Raw genomic sequence first — 19584 nt, 5'->3', positions numbered from 1 at the left:
CGTCTGAGCGCATGAGCTGGCAAACCTGGATTCGTCGGGGTCTGGATGGACTGATTCTGTGCCTTGTCGTATGGCTGCTGGCCACGGCTGCCTATGTAAGTCTCGGCCGTCAGTTTGTACCGGCGGTGGCGGATTATCAGGCCGAGCTGGTGCAGCGTGCCGAGGAGCTTACCGGCCGGGCAATCCGCCTGGATGATCTGAGCGGCGAGATGCAGGGCAGCCAGCCAGTGTTCATGCTCCGCGGCTTGCAGGTTCACGCCGAAGCCGACCCCGACAGCTCGGTACTGTTCGCCCTGGATAACGTCACCGCGCGCCTTGATGTGTTCGCCAGCCTGTGGCGCCGGGAGCTGGTGCTCGACGCGCTGCAGGTTGAAGGCCTGGCGCTGGAATTGCTCGAGGAAGCCGATGGTCGCTGGCGTTTGCGCGGCCTGGGCTCGCGGGACAGGGTCGAAGGCGGGCTCGACGAGATGCTTGGCAAGCTGCTCAACCAGCGCCGTATCACCCTGCTCGACAGCCGCATCCGCATCAATCCGCATAGTTTGCCTGAGTGGAATTTCACCGATGGTGATCTGACCCTGGTCAACCGGTGGGGCGATCACCAGTTTGATGCACGGCTGGCGCTACCCGATGGTCGTCAGTTGCGTCTGCAGCTTGAAGGGCAGAGTGAGGGGGATGACTGGCGCGATATGTCGGTCGCGTTTTTCGCGGATCTGCCTGCCTTGCAATGGAGCGACTGGATACCCCGCGCCTGGCTGGGAAAGGTCCGGCTTGAACAGCTGGTCGCCGGGGGAAACTTCTGGGGCAGCTGGCAGGAGCGTCGGCTACATCGGCTGCAAGGCGTGGTGACTGCGCCCGAGGTGAAACTACGGACGCTGCGCCCAGGTGCGGCATTGACTGAGCTGCAGGCGCAATTCGACCTGCAGCTTGGTGACGAGCAACAGCTGCTGCGTGTCGAACAGCTGGGGCTGCAGGTCAACGACATCCTGTGGCCCGACACCCGCCTGACCGCGACCCGCGAAGTCGAGGATGGAAGCTGGCAGCTCGCGCTGGACCGCTTGCCGCTGGCGCCGCTGGCCGCCGGGCTCTATGGCTCGATTCCGGAAGACCGTTTTGCTGACATTCTGGCTGCCCTCGATCCGCAGGGTGAGCTGCTGAATGTCGGCCTGCGGGGTAGCAGCACCTCTCTGGCACTCGATGAGCTGAATATCGAAGCCCGGCTGGACAATATAAGCACCGAACCCTGGCGAGCCGTACCGGGATTCACGGGTATCAGCGGGACGCTGGCCGGGAGTCGTGCCCTGGGTGAGGTCAGGCTCGACAGCTATAACTGGCGTATGTCACTGCCGCAACTGTTTCCCGAAGCCTGGCAGTACGACCGCCTGACCGGCAGCCTGGGCTGGGAATGGTCCGACGAGACGGGTATGCAGCTGAAGGCGCCGAGCCTTGCGGTCAGCGGCGAGGAGGGCGAAGCGACAGCGCGACTCAACCTGCATCTGCCGCGTCCGGGTGGCACGCCGAGTATGGACCTGCGCGTCGCGCTGCGCGACAGCCAGGCGGATTTCTATCGCCGGTATCTGCCATCACGGGTTGCGGCGACGAGCCCACAATTGCACGAGTGGCTGCTCTGGACAGAGCTGTCAGGCAATGTGCCGTTGGCCATTTTCAGCTATCGCGGGGTACTGGCAAAGGATGCTGATCCGGAAGACCGCGTGATGGAACTCTACGGCAGCCTTGATCAGGGCAGTCTGTTTTTCCAGCCAGGCTGGCCAGCGCTGGAGAATGTATCCGGCACGGTACACCTGCGTAACACTGCAGTGACCGTGCATCAGGGGCAAGCGCGCCTATGGAATACCGACCTCAATGAACTGCAGCTGGCTATCGATCGTGAAAGTCCTGACGCGCCCCTGCTGTTGTCGGTTAACGGCGAAGTGACAGGGCCGCTACAGGACGCCCTGCGTCTGATGCAGGACACGCCGCTCAGCGAGATCACCAATGACCCGCTCGCTGGCTGGACCGGCAATGGCACGCTGGTCGGCACGGGTTCATTGGTTATTCCCCTGCAGCAGGGGAGCCAACCGGATATTCGCCTGAGCGCACAGGCCCAGGCCGAGCAGCTATTCATCCCCCAGCTTGACGCGCCGTTGCACGAGGTCAGCGGCAACTTCGCGTATGACCACAGCAAAGGGCTGACCGCCGATAACGTCCGCCTGCAATTTCTTGGTGAGCCGGTGACCGGCACTATCGGAGTGATCGACCGTGAACAGCTCATCCGCATGAAGGGCAGCCATCCGGTGCAGGCGTTGAAGAGCTGGTCGATGCTCGGCAAGGCACCGCTGCAGTTGGCCACAGGTCGTGTGGATTGGGACGCTCAGGTGGCGATTCGTTCTGGTAACCAAAGTGTGCAGGTCGCGTCCGATCTGCAGGGCGTTGCACTCGATCTACCGCCACCCTTTGCCAAGGAATCTGAACAGGCGTTGCCCACCGAGGTGACCCTGCGGCTCAGCGATCAGGGCCAGCGCTGGTCGTTTCGTTCAGGCGGCGATCTGCGCGGTTCGATCGTCCGCTCCGGCGATTCCCTGCGTGGTGATGTGCGCTATCGCAGTGGCAGTCCGGCCGTCCCGTCTGAAGATGGCCTCAGCATCAGGGCCAATGTTGCTGCGCTGAAATGGGCTGAGTGGCAGCAATGGATCAATGACTTCAGGGCCGGCACCGAAAGCGCCGCTCAGCCACCTGCAGTCAGCGACTCGCCGCTGGCGCTTATACGCGAAATCAACCTGAACGCGGCCCGCTTCGAAGGTCTGGGTCTGGAACTCGACGACCTTCAGATCTATGGAAAGAATGCTCCGACGGGGTGGGATTTTGATGTGCAGCAGGCGGATGTTGCAGGCCGGATCCGCCTGCCAGCTGGCGCCAACGAACCCTTGCAGATCGATCTGCAGCGCTTGCGCTTTGCCGATGACCAGAATGTAGCCGAGGAGTCCGAGGCACTGGTCGAGCCGTTGGTGGCTGAAGATCCCCTCGATGGCGTGCTGCCGTCGTCATTGCCTGCGGTCAATCTCAGCGTCGCGCAGCTGTTCTGGGGGGATGATCTGGTCGGGCCGGTTTCGTTCCGGATGCGTCCGACTGCCCAGGGCCTTCGCGTGGATGATGCGAACATTGCTCTGCGGGGCGGGTTGCAGCTGCGCGGAAACCTGGATTGGCGCGATACCGATCGGCGGACCCGCTTTGAAGGCAGCCTCAGTGCAGATAACATCGGCAATGTGTTGCGCGCCTGGGACTACGCGCCGACGCTGACCAGCAGTGAATTTGCCGCGACCACAGAGCTGGAATGGCCTGGCTCGCCAGCGTACTTCGCGCTCAAGCGCAGCACCGGCCAGTTGCAGTTGCGCGCCCGCGATGGCGTGCTGCAGAGTGGCGAGAGTTCGGCTGATGCACTCAAGGTGTTCGGTCTGCTCAATTTCAACGCGCTGACACGCCGGTTGCGCCTGGACTTTTCTGACCTGTTCGGCAAGGGTACGGCCTACGATACCCTCGATGGCGATCTGCTGTTCACTGACGGAGTGATGCATAACCGCACGCCGCTGGTGATGGACGGCCCGAGCGTCAAGCTGCAGCTGGACGGCCGGATTGATCTGCCACAAAACGAAATCGATATGGGTATGCTGGTGACCTTGCCCGTGACCAACAACCTGCCCCTGGCCGCGATCATTGCCGGTGCCCCCTATATCGGCGGCGCGTTGTTTATTGCCGACAAGATCCTCGGCGACCGGATTGCCCGTTTCGCATCAGTCAAATACAAGATCAGCGGAGACTGGCAGAAACCCAACGTTGAATTTGATCGCGCCTTTGATAACGAAGCCGCACTGGAGGACTGAATGAAAGTTGCTGCCATCCAGATGATCAGCGGGCCGGACGTAGCGGCCAACCTCGAAAGCGCCGCCGGGCTGATAGCCGAAGCGGCCGCCGACGGCGCGCAGCTGATATTGCTCCCTGAATGCTTCGCCGCCTTCGGCAACCGCTCGCTGGCAGACATCGGCGTCGCCGAGTTTCAAGGCACCGGTCCCATTCGCCCATTCCTCGCACAACAAGCACGGCAAAACGGCGTCTGGCTGATCGGCGGCAGTATTCCGCTACCGCTCACCCCCACCGGCAAGCCGATGGCGACCTGTCTGGTGGTCGATGATCAAGGCAGTGAGGTCGCGCGTTATGACAAGCTGCATCTGTTTGATGTAGAAGTAGCGGACAACACCCGCAGCTACCGCGAATCCAGGGACTATGGCTACGGCGATCAGGTGGTGCATGTGGATACGCCAGTCGGGCGTGTCGGCCTGTCGATCTGTTACGATCTACGTTTTGCCGAGCTGTATCTTGCACTGTCCCGCGCCAATGCGGATCTGATTGTGGTGCCCTCGGCCTTTACCGCCGTGACCGGGGCGGCCCACTGGGAGGTGCTGCTGCGAGCCCGGGCCATCGAAACCCAGTGTTACATACTCGCCGCCAACCAGGGTGGGCTGCACCCCGGGGGGCGTGAGACCTTTGGCCACAGTTGCCTGGTCGACCCCTGGGGTGAAGTAGTTGCTTCGCTTGAGCAAGGGGAAGGTGTGGTCTGTCAGCAAATCGACCACGCCCATATGCAAGCTATTCGCCAGCGGATGCCCGTTTCCGGGCATCGCCGATTTGCCCCGGCCGAGTTATCGGCCAAGGAGTCCGAAAAGAATGAGTGATCTGATAGCCAATGTTGAAAACCGCCTGCTGGTACCCGCAGAGCTGAGCCCCGATCTGATCGCAGGTGTACTCGGTCAGCTGGTCTCGGCACCCGGGGTGGACGCGGCTGATCTGTATTTCCAGCATCAGGTGAGCGAGTCCTGGGTCCTTGAGGATGGCATCGTCAAGGACGGCAGTTTCAATGTCGACCAGGGCGTAGGCGTGCGTGCCCAGTCTGGGGAAAAAACCGGGTTTGCCTACAGTAACGACATTCGCCTGCCGGCCCTGAGCCAGGCAGTTTCGGCCGCGCGTTCCATTGCGCGGGCCGGGCAGGCCGGTGGCGTGCAGGCTTGGAAGCGCGACACCAGCCAGGCGCTGTACCCGTCGGCCAACCCGTTAGAGGTCATGGCGCAGGGCGACAAGGTGTCCTTCCTGCAACGGCTGGACGCGTACACACGCAGCCTTGATTCACGTATCACCCAGGTCACCGTGAGCCTGGGTGGCTCCCACGATACGGTTATGGTTGCCTCCAGTGATGGCACCTGGGCCGGCGATATCCGTCCGCTCGTACGGTTGAACATCAGCGTCATCATCGAGCACAACGGCCGGCGTGAGCGCGGCAGCTTCGGCGGCGGCGGACGCACGGATTATCTGTACTTCGAAACGGAAGAACGTGCCATGGCGTACGCCCGCGAAGCGGTTCGTCAGGCCACCGTCAATCTCGAGGCTATTCCCGCGCCTGCCGGCAGCATGCCGGTGGTGATGGGACCGGGCTGGTCCGGCGTACTGCTGCATGAAGCGGTTGGTCATGGCCTTGAGGGCGACTTCAACCGCAAGGGCACCTCGGCCTATAGCGGCCGGGTCGGCGAGAAAGTCGCCTCCAGCCTGTGCACCATCGTCGATGATGGCACCCTTGCCGGCCGTCGCGGCTCCTTGAGTGTGGACGACGAGGGCAACCAGACCCAGTGCACCACATTGATCGAAAACGGCATTCTCAAGGGCTACATTCAGGACAAGCTGAACGCCCGGCTGATGGGCGTGCCCGCGACCGGCAATGGCCGTCGCGAGTCCTATGCACACCTGCCCATGCCACGTATGACCAACACCTACATGCTGGCTGGCGAAAGCGATCCGCAGGACATCATTCGCTCGGTGAAAAAAGGCATCTACTGCGCCAACCTGGGCGGCGGTCAGGTGGATATCACCAGCGGCAAGTTCGTCTTCTCCACCAGCGAGGCGTACCTGATCGAGGATGGCAAGATCACCGCACCGGTCAAGGGCGCCACCCTGGTCGGTAACGGTCCCGAAGTCATGAACCGCGTATCGATGGTGGGTCACGATCTGCAGCTGGACAGCGGCGTCGGTACCTGCGGCAAGGACGGTCAGTCACTGCCGGTCGGCGTCGGGCAGCCGACCCTCAAAATCGACCAGATCACCGTGGGCGGCACGGGCGCCTGAGGCCGTAGCTGCGCGGGGGTTATGGAGCGCCGGGTTCCATCCCGGCCANGCCGTAGCTGCGCGGGGGTTATGGAGCGCCGGGTTCCATCCCGGCCAGCGGAGGTTCGGCAGACGCTTTTGTCGAGATGGAACTCGACATTCCCAGGGAGGCGGCAGGGCGTTGGTTTAGAGCTTTGGGTCTCGCAAGACACTCAAGACGACGGAGGGCCGGGTTCCATCCCGGCCGGCGGAGGTTCGGCAGACGCTTTTGTCGAGATGGAACTCGACATTTCCAGGGTGGTGGCAGGTGTTAGTTTAGAGCCTTGGGTCTCGCAAGACACTCAAGACGATGGAGGGCCGGGTTCCATCCCGGCCGGCGGAGGTTCGGCAGAACACTGTTGTCGAGGTGGAACTCGACATTCCATGATCCGCGGCCATTGGCTGAATAGTGTGCTGTCAAAGCCCTTCGAAGCGGCCGGCCAGGCGGTTCTTGCGTACCTGGTCGACGGGGAATACCCGTCCGCTCATGGCGACATACACCCCGTGCCCGAGGGTATTCAATGCGCCGATTGCCAGGCCGAGGTTGAACAGCGCGTCGGAGTCGCGAAAACGTGCGGGCTGCATGGCGCCGGTGAGCACGATTACCTTGTCGTCGATATCGGCCAACGCCGCGCCGGTGACGGTCATGGTGTCGGTACCATGGGTGATCAGAATGTGCTCGTGCGGGCAGGCGGCGATCTTGCTGCGGATCAGGTCGCGGTCGGTGTCGTTCAGGTCCAGACTGTCCTTCTTCAGCAGCGATTCGATGGAATAATTGAAGCCGATACGAGCCTGGTCGAGCAGTTCACCAGCCATGGGTTCGCCGATCTGATATTCGCTGAGCGCATCGAAGTACACCTTGTCGATGGTGCCGCCGGTGCTGAAAATCTGTATAAACATGGCTAACTCCTGCAGTCGTAAGCGCCAGTATGCCTTCTGAAAGTACTCAACACACGCCCGAACCTGCCCCGAGAACCTGGTGGGTCTATATGGTGCGGGCCGAGAACGGCCATCTGTATACAGGCATAACCACCGACCCTCAACGGCGCTTTCGTCAGCACGCCAACGGCAAGGGAGCGCGGTTCTTTAATCGTAGTCCGGCGAAGGCGTTGGTGTGGCAAGAAATCTGTATTGATCATTCCGATGCGCTACGCCGCGAATTGGCCATCAAGGCGCTGGCCAAGCCCGCCAAGGAGCAGCTGATCCGGTTGTTTGCCGAGACAGGGACCGAGTCCAATCGAGACTGTGCAGCCGACCCGGCACCGGCTAAGCTGGATTGATTCCGGGCCAACCGAGGGTTGGTGGAACCTGAAACGTCACATACCTTTTCACGGAGCCGAACGATGACCGACCTGATTCTGCATCATTACCCGCAGTCCCCCTTCGCCGAAAAGGCGCGCCTGATGCTCGGCTTCAAGGGCCTGTCCTGGCATTCAGTCATGATCCCGGCGGTGATGCCCAAGCCGGACCTCACCGCTTTGACAGGCGGCTATAGACGCACCCCGGTACTTCAGGTCGGCGCGGATATCTATTGCGATACCGCACTGATTGCCCGCCGTCTGGAACAGGAGAAGGTCACCCCGGCGCTGTTTCCTGAAGGGCGTGAAGCGGCGGCTGCAGGACTCGCCCAGTTCGGCGACCAGGTGCTGTTTCAGCATGGCGTGGCGATCAATTTCCAGAAAAAGGGGCTCGCCTCCCGTTTCGCCAATATGCCCGAAGAGGTGATCAAGGGCTTTGTGGCGGATCGCCAGGCGCTGTTTGCCAGTGGCACCGCCAACCCGCTGGACACCAGGGTCGCGCTGTCACAATGGCCAGCGTTGATGAGCCGGCTGGAATTGCAATTGGAGCGCGACGGCGAATTCCTGCTGGGGGACACGCCCTGTATCGCCGATCTGGCGCACTACCATCCGCTGTGGTTCGTCGCCTCGAACAAGGCCGTGGCCGACGCGCTGGATGGCTATCCGGCCATTGCTGCCTGGATGGGCCGCATTGCGGATTTCGGTCACGGATCCAGTACACCGATGGAGGCATCCGAGGCTATCACCGTGGCACGGGAGGCGTCTCCAGCGGCGTTACCGAAAATCGAGTTCGTCAGCCCGGGTGGGTTCGAGCTTGGCCAGGCGGTGAGCGTCAGTGCGGTGGATTACGGCACCGATCCGGTCAGCGGCTCGCTGGTGTATGAAGATAACGAAGAGATCGTGGTAGCCCGCGAGGACGAGCGTGCCGGTCTGCTGCACGTGCACTTTCCGCGCTACGGTTTCCGTATCGAAGCGGCCTGAGATCAAACCCTGAATCCCCCGTAACCCCCCGTTTTCAAAGTGGGGGACAACCCGAAGCACCTGCGCCTGGCCAGCGATACTGCGGGTCAGGTCTCGGGAAGCATTCCAAATCACCCGGAGGGGCTGTGGAACCTGTTATCAGCGTCAAAGGCCTGAACAAGACCTACTCATCGGGTTTTCAGGCGCTCAAACATATCGACCTGACCATTCACCGTGGCGAGATCTTTGCCCTGCTTGGCCCGAACGGCGCCGGCAAGACCACGCTGATCAGCATTATCTGCGGCATCGTCAATGCCTCCCAGGGTGAAGTCACGGTGGCGGGCTACGACATTGTCAGGGACTACCGCAAGGCGCGTTCAACCATCGGTCTGGTGCCGCAGGAACTGACCAGCAATATGTTCGATACCGTACTGGCCACGGTCCACCTGAGCCGCGGTCTGTTCGGCAAGGCGCCGGACAAGGCGCACATCGAGCGAGTGCTGCGTGAGCTGTCGCTGTGGAACAAGCGTAACGACAAGATCATGAATCTGTCCGGCGGTATGAAGCGCCGCGTGCTGATCGCCAAGGCGCTCGCGCACGAGCCCGACGTGCTGTTTCTCGATGAGCCCACCGCCGGCGTGGATGTCGAGCTGCGGCGGGATATGTGGAACATGGTGCGCCGGCTACGTGAGCAGGGCGTGACCATCATCCTCACCACACATTACATCGAAGAGGCCGAAGAGATGGCCGACCGTATCGGGGTGATCAACCGCGGCGAAATCGTTCTGGTCGAAGACAAGGCTGCCCTGATGCGCAAACTGGGCACCAAACAGCTGAGCATCCAGCTGCAGGAGCCTCTGACGCAGCTACCCGCCAGCCTTGCGAAATACGGCGTGCAACTGGTTCAGGATGGCCATGCGGTGGTGTATACCTTCGATGCCCAGTGCGAGCATACCGGTCTGGCCGATCTGCTGCGGGCGCTTGGCGAGGAAGGCCTGGAGGTGAAGGATCTGCATTCCAGTCAGAGCTCGCTGGAGGATATCTTCGTCGGTCTGGTGCATGACGAGGTCCGGCCTGAGACAAGCGCCGGTGCGCAACTGGATATCCAGAGCGGAGGCCGGGCATGAATCTCTACGGTATCCGCGCCCTCTATCTCTCAGAACTCAGCCGTATGTGGCGCACCCTGTTCCAGAGCATTGCCTCGCCGGTGATTTCCACCTCGTTGTACTTCATCGTCTTTGGCGCGGCCATTGGTTCGCGCATGCAGGAGATCGATGGCGTCAGTTACGGGGCGTTCATCATTCCCGGTCTGATCATGCTGATGTTGCTCAACGAGAGTATTTCCAATGCCTCCTTTGGCATCTACATGCCGAAATTCACCGGCACCATCTATGAGGTGCTCTCGGCGCCGTTATCGCCAGTGGAGATCGTCGTGGGCTACGTCGGTGCGGCGGCCACCAAATCGGTGCTGCTGGGAATTCTGATTCTGCTCACCGCCCGGCTGTTTGTGGACTACGAGATCCTGCATCCGGTGTGGATGTTTGGTTTCCTGGTGTTGACCGCTGTCACCTTCAGCCTGTTCGGCTTCATTATCGGCGTGTGGGCGGATGGCTTCGAGAAGCTGCAGATCGTGCCCATGATGATTGTTACCCCGCTGGCCTTTCTTGGCGGCAGTTTCTATTCGATCAGCATGCTGCCGCCCATGTGGCAGACCATCACGCTGTTCAATCCGGTGGTGTATCTGATCAGCGGGTTCCGCTGGAGTTTCTACGGTGTGGCTGACGTGCATATCGGCGTGAGCCTGGGCATGACGCTGGTGTTCCTTACGATTTGCCTGGCGATTGTCTGGGTCATCTTCCGCACCGGATACAAGCTCAAGCCCTGATCCTTTATCCGACCAGCAACCCGTCTGGCCGGCGGATTGAACAGCCTGCGACTTCACGGGTCATTCTCCTTAGAGATGAATGACCGGAGGCCATATGCTATTCACCGACCGTGCCCACGCCGGCAAGCAGCTGGCTAAAGCGCTGTCCGATCTGACCGGCCAACCTGACCTGATCTTGCTGGCGCTGCCGCGCGGCGGCGTGCCGGTTGCGGCCGAGGTGGCCAGGGCGCTCGGACTGCCGCTGGATATCCTGCTGGTGCGCAAACTGGGTGTGCCCGGGCATGAGGAGTACGCCATGGGCGCTATTGCCGGCGGCGATCTGATCTTCCTCAATCAACAGGTGCTCCGGCAGCTCAAGCTTGAGCAGGAGCAGATCGACGCGGTGGTCGAACGCGAGCGCGCCGAACTGCATCGCCGCGAGCAGCGCTACCGTGGTCAACACCCCGCCCCCGAACTTAACGACCACAACGTGGTTCTCATCGATGACGGCCTGGCCACAGGCGCGACCATGCGCGTGGCGATACGGGCAGCGCATCAGGCTGGCGCGCGCAGCGTCACCGTGGCGGTGCCCGTCGGGGCATCGGATACCTGCAGCGAACTCGCCACGCTGGTAGACCGCCTTGAATGCCCTTATCCGCAGAGCGATCTGGGTGGGGTCGGCTACTGGTATGAGGATTTTGCCCAGACCACCGATGAACAGGTCATTCAGATTCTGCAGCAGTACAGACCGGGAGGCACAAGTGAGCAAAGCGAATGACCAGCGGGCCATCGACGCCATCGAGCAGCACGCTGTTCCTCTGACAGGCAGCGACGCCGATTACGATGCGATTATCGAGGCGGCGCGTGGCAAGCCCTATGTATTGATAGGGGAAGCATCCCATGGCACCCAGGAGTTCTATCGGGTGCGTGCAGAAATCACGCGCCGGCTGATCGACGAGCTGGGCTTTGCCGCAGTGGCGGTGGAAGCCGACTGGCCGGATGCCTACGCAATCAACCGTTTTGTATGGAACCAGGGGGCCGACAAGACCGCCGAACAGGCCCTGGATGTGTTTGAGCGTTTTCCCCTGTGGATGTGGGCCAACACCGAGGTGCTCGATTTTGTGAAATGGCTGGCGGCGTTCAACCAGGCCCCCGAGCGGGCCGAAGCCGGCAATCGCCCGGTGGGGTTTTACGGTCTGGATCTGTACAGCATGTCCAGCTCCGCGCAGGCGGTCATTGCCTATCTGGACAAGCACGATCCGCCGGCGGCGCGCCGCGCCCGCGAGCGTTATGCCTGTCTGGAGCAGTTTCTGGGTGAGCCCCAGCGCTACGGCCACTCCGTTGCGTTCGGCATGAGCGACTCCTGCGAAAAGGAAATCACCGAACAACTGATGGACATGCAGGGCAAGGCGCTGCAACGTCTGACCGGGCTGGGTCTGGTCGCGGATGAACAGCGATTCTGCGCCGAGCAGAACGCGCGACTGGTGCTCAACGCCGAGGAATATTACCGCTCCATGTTCCGGGGCGAAGCCAGCTCCTGGAATCTGCGCGATGGCCACATGTTCGAGACGCTGGAAGCCCTGCGTGAACATCTGAGTTACCAGCTGGGTGGCGAGGCGGGCGTCGTGGTGTGGGCGCACAATTCTCATATTGGCAACGCGGCGGCGACGGATATGGGTCGGCACGGCGAATTCAATATCGGGCAGCTGGCGCGGGAGAAATACGGCAGCGATGCCTTGCTGGTGGGCTTTACTACAGCGACCGGCGAGGTCACTGCAGCCTCCGACTGGGATGCACCGGCGGAGCGCAAAAGCATTCGTCCGCCGCTGGCAGGCAGTTATGAGCTGCTGTTTCAGGAGGCCAGCCCGACCGACTTCCTGCTGGACCTGCGTGAAAGCAATGCACTGACGGACGCCTTGAGCGAATCCCGCCTGCACCGCGCTATCGGCGTGATATACCGTCCGGAAACCGAGCGGCAGAGCCATTACTTTTTCAGCCGGTTGCCTGAACAGTATGATTTCGTGCTGCACTTTGACGAAACCCATGCGCTGCAGGCTTTGGCGAAGGAGCCGCTAACCGCGCATGCCGAACCGGACGATACCTATCCAAGTGGTTTCTGACGGGCCGGGTAACCAACGTGGCTTACTGCGGACAGCGTTGGGCCGGGGGGGCTTCCTATAATCAGCGGGTCCGGAGCTAAACGATAGTAAACCAGAGGCGCGCTGCGCGCGCCGTCGGGCCGAGGCGGTCCGGCGACCCTCCTACCAAATTCGTTCTCTGGCGGCACTTTGTAGGAGTGGCGACCTCGCCGCGACGGCGTGCGCAGCGCGCCCGACCTTCTGGCGTTTGTCGTCAGCGAGCGATGGATGGAACCAGGCTATCTCGCGCGAGCTCTCTGACGCTGGCGTAGGGATAGGCTTCCAGCGCAGCAAAGCCGGGCAGGCTCCGGGCCTTGAGCCGTGTGAACAAGGGCACGCTGATTCCGCACAGAAAACGCGCGAGACAATCTGCCGTGGGCGCATGCTGCTGATCGCTCTGATAGCGTTCGACAAAGGCTGCGCCGAGTTGCTGAATGCGCTCCAGAGACAGTGGCGCTAATGCCGGGGGCTCCGGCAAATGTGCCGGATGGCCATGGCATACCGAGCAATGTCCGCAGCGCTCGGGCACCTGTTCATCGCCAAAGTAGCGCGCCAGGCGTCGGCTCAGGCAATCTTCGGTGGCAAACAGATCGAGCATGGCGTGGATGCGGTTGATCTCGCTGGCTTCCTGCCGGTGAAAATAGTCATGCAGCTCCTCGCTCAGGCTGGCGGCGTCGAAATCCGGCTGTAGCAATTCGTAGACCTCGGTCATCTGCTTGCTTTCCAGCTCGACCCAGTTCTTTTCCTGAAAGTAATCCAGCGCCTTGATTACCCGTCCCCGCTCGGCCCGGTGCTGCTGCCACAGCGCATCGAAATCCACCGTGCACCAGGTCCGCGCGCGCCGCGAGGTATTGATGATCGCTTCGACAAACTCCTTGCGCTCGCCCTTGAACTGCTGCGCCAGCTGCTCGGGTTCGTGCAGAAACTTGAAACGGTATTCGGCGAAGTAGGCGTAGCGAGGCGCGATGATGTCGCGCAGCTCCAGCTGCACCAGTAGCGTCTTCAACGGCAGCTGGCGGATATTGCTGCGCGTGGAGAGTGCGTTGAGCATCAGCTCCCATTGCCCGCCGGGGGCGTCGCGCTGCAGTTCATCCAGCACGCAGCGAATGCCGGTGCGCTCGGGCGTGTCGCCATACACAAAGTTTTCCAGCACGTTCAGGCTGTCGCGGTTGGCCAGTACGAGGCAATCCGACGGGTTGCCATCGCGGCCCGCGCGGCCGATTTCCTGGCTGTAGTTCTCGATGGATTTGGGCAGATCAAAATGCACCACGAAGCGGATATCGCTCTTGTCGATGCCCATGCCAAAGGCAATGGTCGCGACAATGCAGTTGATATCGCCGCCCATGAAGTCGCGCTGAATGCGCTCGCGTCGCTCATGGTCCATGCCGGCGTGGTAGGCCGCGGCGCGGATGCCATGCTGGGTCAGATGACTGGCGACGTCCTCGGCGGATTGTTGTTGGGTCACGTAGACGATGCCCGGCTCGGCTGTGCGGGTCCCGAGCCATTCGACCAGACGCTGGCGTTTGTCAGCGCCGGCAACCGGCTCGACCAGCAGATTCAGATTGGGCCGGTAGAAGCCGGTGGTGATGACATCGGCCTCGGCGATGCCGAACTTGCGCTGCATATCAGCGATGACCGGCGGCGTCGCAGTGGCGGTCAATAGCAGTGTTTGCGGAATACCGAAGTCCTTCTGGTACGCCGGTAGCTTGAGGTAATCCGGGCGGAAATTGTGGCCCCATTCGGATATGCAGTGCGCTTCGTCCACCACCAGCAGAGATATCGGCACCTGCTGGATAAAGTTGCGGAAACGCTCGTTCTTCAGCCGCTCCACCGAGATCATCAGTATTTTCAGCTCGCCGCTTTTGGCCCGCGCCATGACGTCGCTGGCTTCTTCGCGACTTTGCGACGAATCGATGCTCGCAGCGCTGATGCCGTGCCGGTCGAGGAACGCCAACTGATCCTGCATCAGCGCCAACAGCGGCGAGACCACCAGCGTTAGATGCGGCAGATGCATGGCGGGCAGCTGATAACACAGCGATTTGCCCGAGCCGGTCGGGAATATGGCGGCCGCCGAACGGCCTTCCAGCACGGCGTTGATGGCCGGCTCCTGGCCGGGGCGGAAGCGGTCGTAACCGAAGGTGTCGAGCAGGGTTTGTCTGATCATTGCGACATGGTGGCGATTTACGCCGCGCTTGTCTGCCAATGGATACACATTGACCCAATCAGGGCACCGGGCGGTAGGCGTGACGTTCGGGCTGGCCGCCTCGATGAGCGTCCTTGTCGGGATCAATCAGATACGCACTTTTCACCAGCGCCAGGTGCGACAGCGCCTGCGGGAAGTTGCCAAGCAACCCCTGCTGCGGATCGTATTCCTCGGCCAGCAGCCCGACATCGTTGCGCAGGCCGAGCAGTTTTTCGAACAGCGCGTCGGCCTCATCAGTGCGCCCGCTCATGGTCAGCACATCGGCGAGCCAGAAGCTGCAGGTCAGGAACGCGCCTTCGCTTCCGTCGTAGGCATCATCTGCCAGAAACCGATAGACCAGGCCGTCTTCGCACAGTGTGTCCTCGATCCAGGCCAGCGTGGCCTGAACGCGGTCATCGTCAGCGGGCAGAAAGCCCAGCAACGGGATCATCAGCAGGCTGGCATCCGGGCGCGCTTCATCATAGGTCTGCTGAAAAGCGTTACGCGACGGGTCGATCCCGTTGCGACAGACGTCTGCGTGGATCTCGTCGCGGGTGCTGCGCCAGAGGTCAAGGGGTGCCTTCAGCCCGAACTCTTCGGCGTCACGGACAGAACGGTCAAAGGCGACCCAGGCGTACACTTTGGAGTGCGTGTAATGCCGTGGTGCACCGCGCAGTTCCCAGATGCCGTCGTCCGGCTCGCGCCAATGCTCGACCAGAAAGTCCATGATCTTGCACTGGTAATCCCAGGTTTGCTCAGTGGTTTCCATGCCGCTGCGCCGGCCAATATGCAGCACATCCATCAACAGACCGTAGACATCCAGCTGATGCTGTTCCGAGGCAGCGTTACCGACACGCACTGGCTGGGAATCCTTCCAGCCGGGCAACCAGCCAAGTTCCCGCTCGGGCATGGGTTTGACGCCGGTGATGCTGTAGAGCACGTCGACATCGACTGTCCCGTTGTCCTGGCCGATGGCGCGCAGCAGCCAGCTGTGCCACTCATGCGCCGCCGAGAAGAAATTCGAGTCGAGGAACACATCGACCGCCAGCACCGCGTCGCGCAGCCAGCAGAATCGGTAATCCCAGTTGGCGGCACCGCCGATCTTTTCCGGCAGTGAGGACGTCGGCGCTGCGACCATGCCGCCGCTCGGCGCGTAGGTCAGCGCTTTGAGCGTGATGAGCGAGCGCACCACGGCATCCCGCCAGCGCCCCTGGTAACTGCACTGGCGCACCCAGTCGCGCCACCAACCGGCGCAGTCCTCGATAGCGCCTTCGCTGCAGCGTGCGCGCTCGGCCTGGCTATCGCCGCTCAGGTGAGTGAACTGCATCAGCCGGTGCTCACCAGGATTCAGGCTAAAGCGTGCGCTGATGCAGTCGTCCTGCCATTCACATGACAGGTCGGTGAACAGCCATAAGGGTTGTTCCCCACCTGTGATGCATACGCCGTTCTCGCTCTGCTCAAAGCGCGCCGCCTCCTTGCCGTAGTCGAAGCGGGGCAACAGGCTCATGTCCATTTCAACGCAGCCTTCGAGCCCTTCGACATGGCGCAAAATGGTGACGTTGTCATCGAAGGGCATGCAGTCGGTAATGCGGATGCGGCCCTGAGCGCAGCTCATCTCGGTGCAGAGCACCAGGGTATCCGGCTGATAGTGGCGGTTGATTTCGGTGGGTTCGGCGCTGGGCGACAGTCGCCAGTGGCCGTGCTCGTCATTGCCAAGCAGCGCAGCAAAACACGCAGGTGAATCGAAACGGGGAGGGCAGAACCAGTCGATGCTGCCGTTACGGCTGACTAACGCGGCGGTGCACAGATCGCCAATCAAGGCATAGTCTTCGATTGGGTGTGGCATTGGCACTCCAGGGGGCGCGGCTAGTTACCGCTCATGATCGACTTAAGCTAGCGACCCCCGGGTTTTGCTTGAAGTTCCGATAACGGTTGGTCTGCACACCGCGCATTGATGTCACGGTGTTGCCCGGATGTCAGGCCGCTGCGGTGGGCGCTAGCGCTTCTTCTTTTTCAGCTGCTCGATCAGACCCTTGGGCGGATGCTTGATCACCAGGGAATCGCCGGTCTCGTCATACTCGACGCGCTCACCCAGCAGGTGGGCCTCGAAGCTGATCGACATGCCGTCGGCCTTGCCGTAATAACGCATGAAGTTGGACAGGGTGCGCTTGTCCGGCGGGATCTCGGCGTTCAGGCCGTAATCCTTGTTGCGGATGTAATCGTAGAAGGCGCGGGGTTGTTCTTCATCGATCACGCCGGAGAGTTCTTCCAGCGCGACCTGCTCACCCTGACGCGCCTGACCGCTGACGTAGCCGCTCATGGCCTTGGTCTTGCCCTTGAGCTCGTCGGCGGGCATGTCCGCTTCGCCTACATAATCCTGAAACGCCTGCAGCAGGGTGGTGGTTTCCTGCTCGGGATCGGCCCCTTCGACGCAGCCGATAAAGTCGCGGAAGTAATCGGACACGCGCTTGCCACTGCGGCCGCGAATGAAGGAGATGTACTGCTTGGAGCTGGCGTTCTGTTTCCACTCGGTCAGGTTGATCCGCGCCGCCATATTCAGGCTGGACAGATCCAGATGCCGCGCCGCCGCTACGTTCAGGTCGTCGGTCACGGTCACGCCCTCGGTATGGTGCAACAAGGCGATGACCAGAAAGGCGGTCATGCCCTGGCGATAGCGGATAAACAGCACATGCCCGCCGAGGGCCAGATTGGAGCCCTCCATCAGCGTTTTCAGATGCTCGGTGGCCTGGGTCGAGAAGCGCAGGAAATCCTGCTCCTCATCCAGCAATTGCTGCAACCAGCCGCTGAACGGGTAGGCGCCACTCTCCGGCTGGAAATAGCCCCAGGCCTTGTTCGGCTTGCTGTTATAGGCCTCGATCAGACCGGCCAGCAGTTGTTCCAGCGCCTCGGAGCTGGCCAGTTCGGCATCACGCAGCGTGAGGCTGGCCGGCTGTCCGTCGGGCTTCTTGTGTATCTGATGAACAATGCTGTTGTCGATGGGCATGGTGGTATCCGCAAACTCAAGGGAAGGTGGCGCAGGCCGGCAAGGTAACTCAGTTGTCGCGTGGCGTAAACCGGATGCGCTGCGCGCCCGTCACAGCGGAAACAACCAGGGCACCATGGTCACACTGATCACCAGTACCAGCAGCGTAAAGGGTACGCCGATGCGCACGAAGTCGGTAAAACGGTAGCGGCCCGGGTCCAGAACGAGTGTATTGACGGGCGAGGACACGGGCGTCATGAACGCCGCCGATGCCGCCAGCGCAACGATCATGGCAAAGGGATAGGGCGAGGCATCCATGGCCTGCGCCGTGGCAATCGCAACCGGCGCCATGAGCACCGCCGTGGCTGTGTTGGAAATGAACAAGCCGGTGACAGCCGTACAGATAAACAGCGTGGCCAGCAGGGCGCGCGGCCCGGCATCGCCGAACAGATGTAGCAAGGTACTCACAGCCAGATCGATACCGCCGGTTTTTTGCAATGCCAGGGCAAAGGGCAGCATGCCGACGATCAATATCAGGCTCGGCCAGTGAATCGCCTTGTAGGCCGAATCCATGGTGATGCAATGAAAGACGCCCATCAGCAGGCAACCGATCAGGGCGGCGAGCAGGTTGGGCACCAGACCGCTGACCATGAGCGCGATCATCACCGCCAGGCTGAACAAGGCATAGGGTGCCTTGCGCGCCGCCGGGGCAATCTCGTCGATCTCCGTGGGTACGCTCAGCAACAGAAAATCCCGGCTCAGACCGTGCAGGCGGTTGATGTCCTTCCAGTCGCCGGCGACCAACATGGTATCGGCGGCCTTGAGCTTTTCATCCACCAGCAAACCTGGCAACGCCTCGCCATGCCGGCGCAGGCCGACCACGTTGAGCCGGAAGCGGCTGCGAAACGCCAGCTCCTGGATGGTCTGCCCGGGCAAGCGTGAGTCTGGTGGCAATGCCACTTCAGCCAGCCCCATCTGATGCGAATACAGACTGTAGTAGGAGGTTTCCAGCGGCAGCGGCTCCAACCCGAGCTCGTCATAGGCGCCGAGCAATGCGATAGCCGGGCTGGCGAGATCGACCAGCAACACATCGCCGGGTTGCAACAGGGTCTTACCGTTGGCCAGCTCCAGCAGGGTACGAAACCGACGCTGGCGCTCGATGGCGATCACGTTGATGCCGTAATCCTGGCGCAACTCCATCTCGGCCAGTTGCTTGTTCGCCAGCGGTGAGCCGGGGCGCACGCGCAGGCGGCGCTCGCGCTCGGTCAGGCGATAGGATTTAGCCAGGTCGGCCAGGCTATGCCGGGGTTCACGCTCATCCAGCTCCGCTGCCCGGCCGCCCAGCCAGCGCCGCGCCACCAGCATATAGAGCACGCCGAAGGCGAGTATCACCAGACCAATTGGCGTGAAGCTGAAGAAGGAGAAGCCCGGCAGACCGGTACGCACCAGTTCGCTGTGCACCACCATATTCGGCGGGGTGGCGACCAGCGTCAGCATGCCGCTCATGAGGCCAGCAAAGCTGAGCGGCATCATCAAGCGGGACGCAGGAATGCCCATGCGCACCGCCACGCTGAGCACCACAGGAATGAAGATGGCGACTACGCCGGTGGAGCTCATCACCGAACCGAGTCCGGCGACGGTCAGCATCAGCAGAACTACCAGGCGCGTTTCGCTTTTGCCGGCCTGCCGCACCAGCCAGTCACCCAGCTGGTAGGCGATACCGGTGCGCACCAACCCGTCACCAATCACGAACAGCGCCGCAATCAGCAACACACTGGGGTCGCTGAACCCGGCGATGGCTTCATTGATTGTGAGAATGCCGCTGAGCGGCAGGGCGACGATTACCAGCAGGGCCACGACATCCATGCGCGGCTTGTTGCGTACGAACAACACCATGCTGATCAGCAGTAGCGATACGACCAGTATCAGATCACTGTTCAGGCTCGTCATTGTTCGTCCACGCCGTTGCGCTAGATGAA

14 protein-coding genes are annotated in these 19584 nt (G+C 61.6%); 9 read left to right on the top strand and 5 right to left on the bottom strand.

What is annotated here, in order from left to right:
• Positions 1-11 precede the first annotated feature (11 nt).
• The 3 genes from FZE95_RS13260 to tldD are packed head-to-tail and all read left to right on the top strand — an operon-like array spanning position 12 to position 6162.
• Positions 12-3875 (top strand): YhdP family protein, encoded by a 3864-nt coding sequence (locus FZE95_RS13260; RefSeq protein WP_150301340.1) that lies wholly within the window; start codon positions 12-14, stop codon positions 3873-3875.
• Positions 3876-4724 carry a carbon-nitrogen hydrolase family protein gene (locus FZE95_RS13255; protein WP_150301339.1) on the top strand — a complete coding sequence of 283 codons (849 nt, stop codon included), beginning with the start codon at positions 3876-3878 and terminating at the stop codon, positions 4722-4724.
• Entirely contained in the window at positions 4717-6162 is a 1446-nt protein-coding gene (gene tldD, locus FZE95_RS13250) for a metalloprotease TldD (RefSeq protein WP_150301338.1), read from the top strand. The genes FZE95_RS13255 and tldD overlap by 8 nt, the downstream gene beginning before the upstream one ends.
• A 435-nt stretch (positions 6163-6597) precedes the next feature.
• Here tldD and FZE95_RS13245 read toward each other — a convergent pair whose 3' ends face one another.
• On the bottom strand, positions 6598-7080 hold the full coding sequence (locus tag FZE95_RS13245; protein ID WP_150301337.1) for an asparaginase domain-containing protein: 483 nt from the start codon (positions 7078-7080) through the stop codon (positions 6598-6600).
• A 29-nt stretch (positions 7081-7109) separates the two neighbouring features.
• Here FZE95_RS13245 and FZE95_RS13240 point away from each other — a divergent pair, with 29 nt between their 5' ends.
• From FZE95_RS13240 to FZE95_RS13215, 6 genes are all read left to right on the top strand, one after another.
• Positions 7110-7460 carry a GIY-YIG nuclease family protein gene (locus FZE95_RS13240; protein WP_150301336.1) on the top strand — a complete coding sequence of 117 codons (351 nt, stop codon included), beginning with the start codon at positions 7110-7112 and terminating at the stop codon, positions 7458-7460.
• A gap of 63 nt (positions 7461-7523) precedes the next feature.
• Positions 7524-8459: a glutathione S-transferase family protein gene (locus FZE95_RS13235; RefSeq protein WP_150301335.1), complete on the top strand. Its 936-nt coding sequence runs from the start codon at positions 7524-7526 to the stop codon at positions 8457-8459.
• A 125-nt stretch (positions 8460-8584) separates the two neighbouring features.
• Positions 8585-9565 carry an ABC transporter ATP-binding protein gene (locus FZE95_RS13230; protein WP_150301334.1) on the top strand — a complete coding sequence of 327 codons (981 nt, stop codon included), beginning with the start codon at positions 8585-8587 and terminating at the stop codon, positions 9563-9565.
• The gene (locus FZE95_RS13225; protein WP_150301333.1) at positions 9562-10323 is read left to right on the top strand and encodes an ABC transporter permease; all 762 of its coding nucleotides are present in this window, start codon (positions 9562-9564) and stop codon (positions 10321-10323) included. Before FZE95_RS13230 ends, FZE95_RS13225 begins: the two co-directional genes overlap by 4 nt.
• A 94-nt stretch (positions 10324-10417) precedes the next feature.
• On the top strand, positions 10418-11080 hold the full coding sequence (locus FZE95_RS13220) for a phosphoribosyltransferase (RefSeq protein WP_150301332.1): 663 nt from the start codon (positions 10418-10420) through the stop codon (positions 11078-11080).
• On the top strand, positions 11064-12422 hold the full coding sequence (locus tag FZE95_RS13215) for an erythromycin esterase family protein (protein ID WP_223825063.1): 1359 nt from the start codon (positions 11064-11066) through the stop codon (positions 12420-12422). Before FZE95_RS13220 ends, FZE95_RS13215 begins: the two co-directional genes overlap by 17 nt.
• Positions 12423-12654: 232 nt before the next feature.
• On the opposite strand, the gene FZE95_RS13210 is transcribed toward FZE95_RS13215, so the two are convergent.
• The 4 genes from FZE95_RS13210 to FZE95_RS13195 all read right to left on the bottom strand — a co-directional run bounded on the left by FZE95_RS13210 (position 12655) and on the right by FZE95_RS13195 (position 19546).
• Positions 12655-14604 (bottom strand): RecQ family ATP-dependent DNA helicase, encoded by a 1950-nt coding sequence (locus tag FZE95_RS13210; protein ID WP_150301330.1) that lies wholly within the window; start codon positions 14602-14604, stop codon positions 12655-12657.
• A 58-nt stretch (positions 14605-14662) separates the two neighbouring features.
• A complete protein-coding gene (locus tag FZE95_RS13205; protein WP_150301329.1) occupies positions 14663-16468 on the bottom strand; it encodes a glycoside hydrolase family 15 protein in 1806 nt (601 codons plus the stop codon).
• Positions 16469-16618: 150 nt separating this feature from the next.
• On the bottom strand, positions 16619-17626 hold the full coding sequence (yejK, locus tag FZE95_RS13200; protein WP_150301328.1) for a nucleoid-associated protein YejK: 1008 nt from the start codon (positions 17624-17626) through the stop codon (positions 16619-16621).
• Positions 17627-17716: 90 nt separating this feature from the next.
• Positions 17717-19546 (bottom strand): SLC13 family permease, encoded by a 1830-nt coding sequence (locus tag FZE95_RS13195; protein WP_150301395.1) that lies wholly within the window; start codon positions 19544-19546, stop codon positions 17717-17719.
• Positions 19547-19584: the final 38 nt, after the last annotated feature.

Origin of the sequence: Pseudomonas profundi, assembly GCF_008638305.1 — a bacterium.
In the GTDB taxonomy this organism is placed as follows: Bacteria; Pseudomonadota; Gammaproteobacteria; order Pseudomonadales; family Pseudomonadaceae; genus Halopseudomonas; species Halopseudomonas profundi.
This window is presented reverse-complemented; position numbering and strand designations above follow the sequence as displayed.

Bases quoted from the DNA above. Each gene is read 5' to 3' on its own strand.
- FZE95_RS13220 (WP_150301332.1), top strand. From the start codon at position 10,418: ATGCTATTCACCGACCGTGCCCACGCCGGCAAGCAGCTGGCTAAAGCG.
- tldD (WP_150301338.1), top strand. From the start codon at position 4,717: ATGAGTGATCTGATAGCCAATGTTGAAAACCGCCTGCTGGTACCCGCA.
- FZE95_RS13260 (WP_150301340.1), top strand. From the start codon at position 12: ATGAGCTGGCAAACCTGGATTCGTCGGGGTCTGGATGGACTGATTCTG.
- FZE95_RS13205 (WP_150301329.1), bottom strand. From the start codon at position 16,468: ATGCCACACCCAATCGAAGACTATGCCTTGATTGGCGATCTGTGCACC.
- FZE95_RS13235 (WP_150301335.1), top strand. From the start codon at position 7,524: ATGACCGACCTGATTCTGCATCATTACCCGCAGTCCCCCTTCGCCGAA.
- FZE95_RS13255 (WP_150301339.1), top strand. From the start codon at position 3,876: ATGAAAGTTGCTGCCATCCAGATGATCAGCGGGCCGGACGTAGCGGCC.
- yejK (WP_150301328.1), bottom strand. From the start codon at position 17,626: ATGCCCATCGACAACAGCATTGTTCATCAGATACACAAGAAGCCCGAC.
- FZE95_RS13225 (WP_150301333.1), top strand. From the start codon at position 9,562: ATGAATCTCTACGGTATCCGCGCCCTCTATCTCTCAGAACTCAGCCGT.
- FZE95_RS13245 (WP_150301337.1), bottom strand. From the start codon at position 7,080: ATGTTTATACAGATTTTCAGCACCGGCGGCACCATCGACAAGGTGTAC.
- FZE95_RS13210 (WP_150301330.1), bottom strand. From the start codon at position 14,604: ATGATCAGACAAACCCTGCTCGACACCTTCGGTTACGACCGCTTCCGC.
- FZE95_RS13240 (WP_150301336.1), top strand. From the start codon at position 7,110: ATGCCTTCTGAAAGTACTCAACACACGCCCGAACCTGCCCCGAGAACC.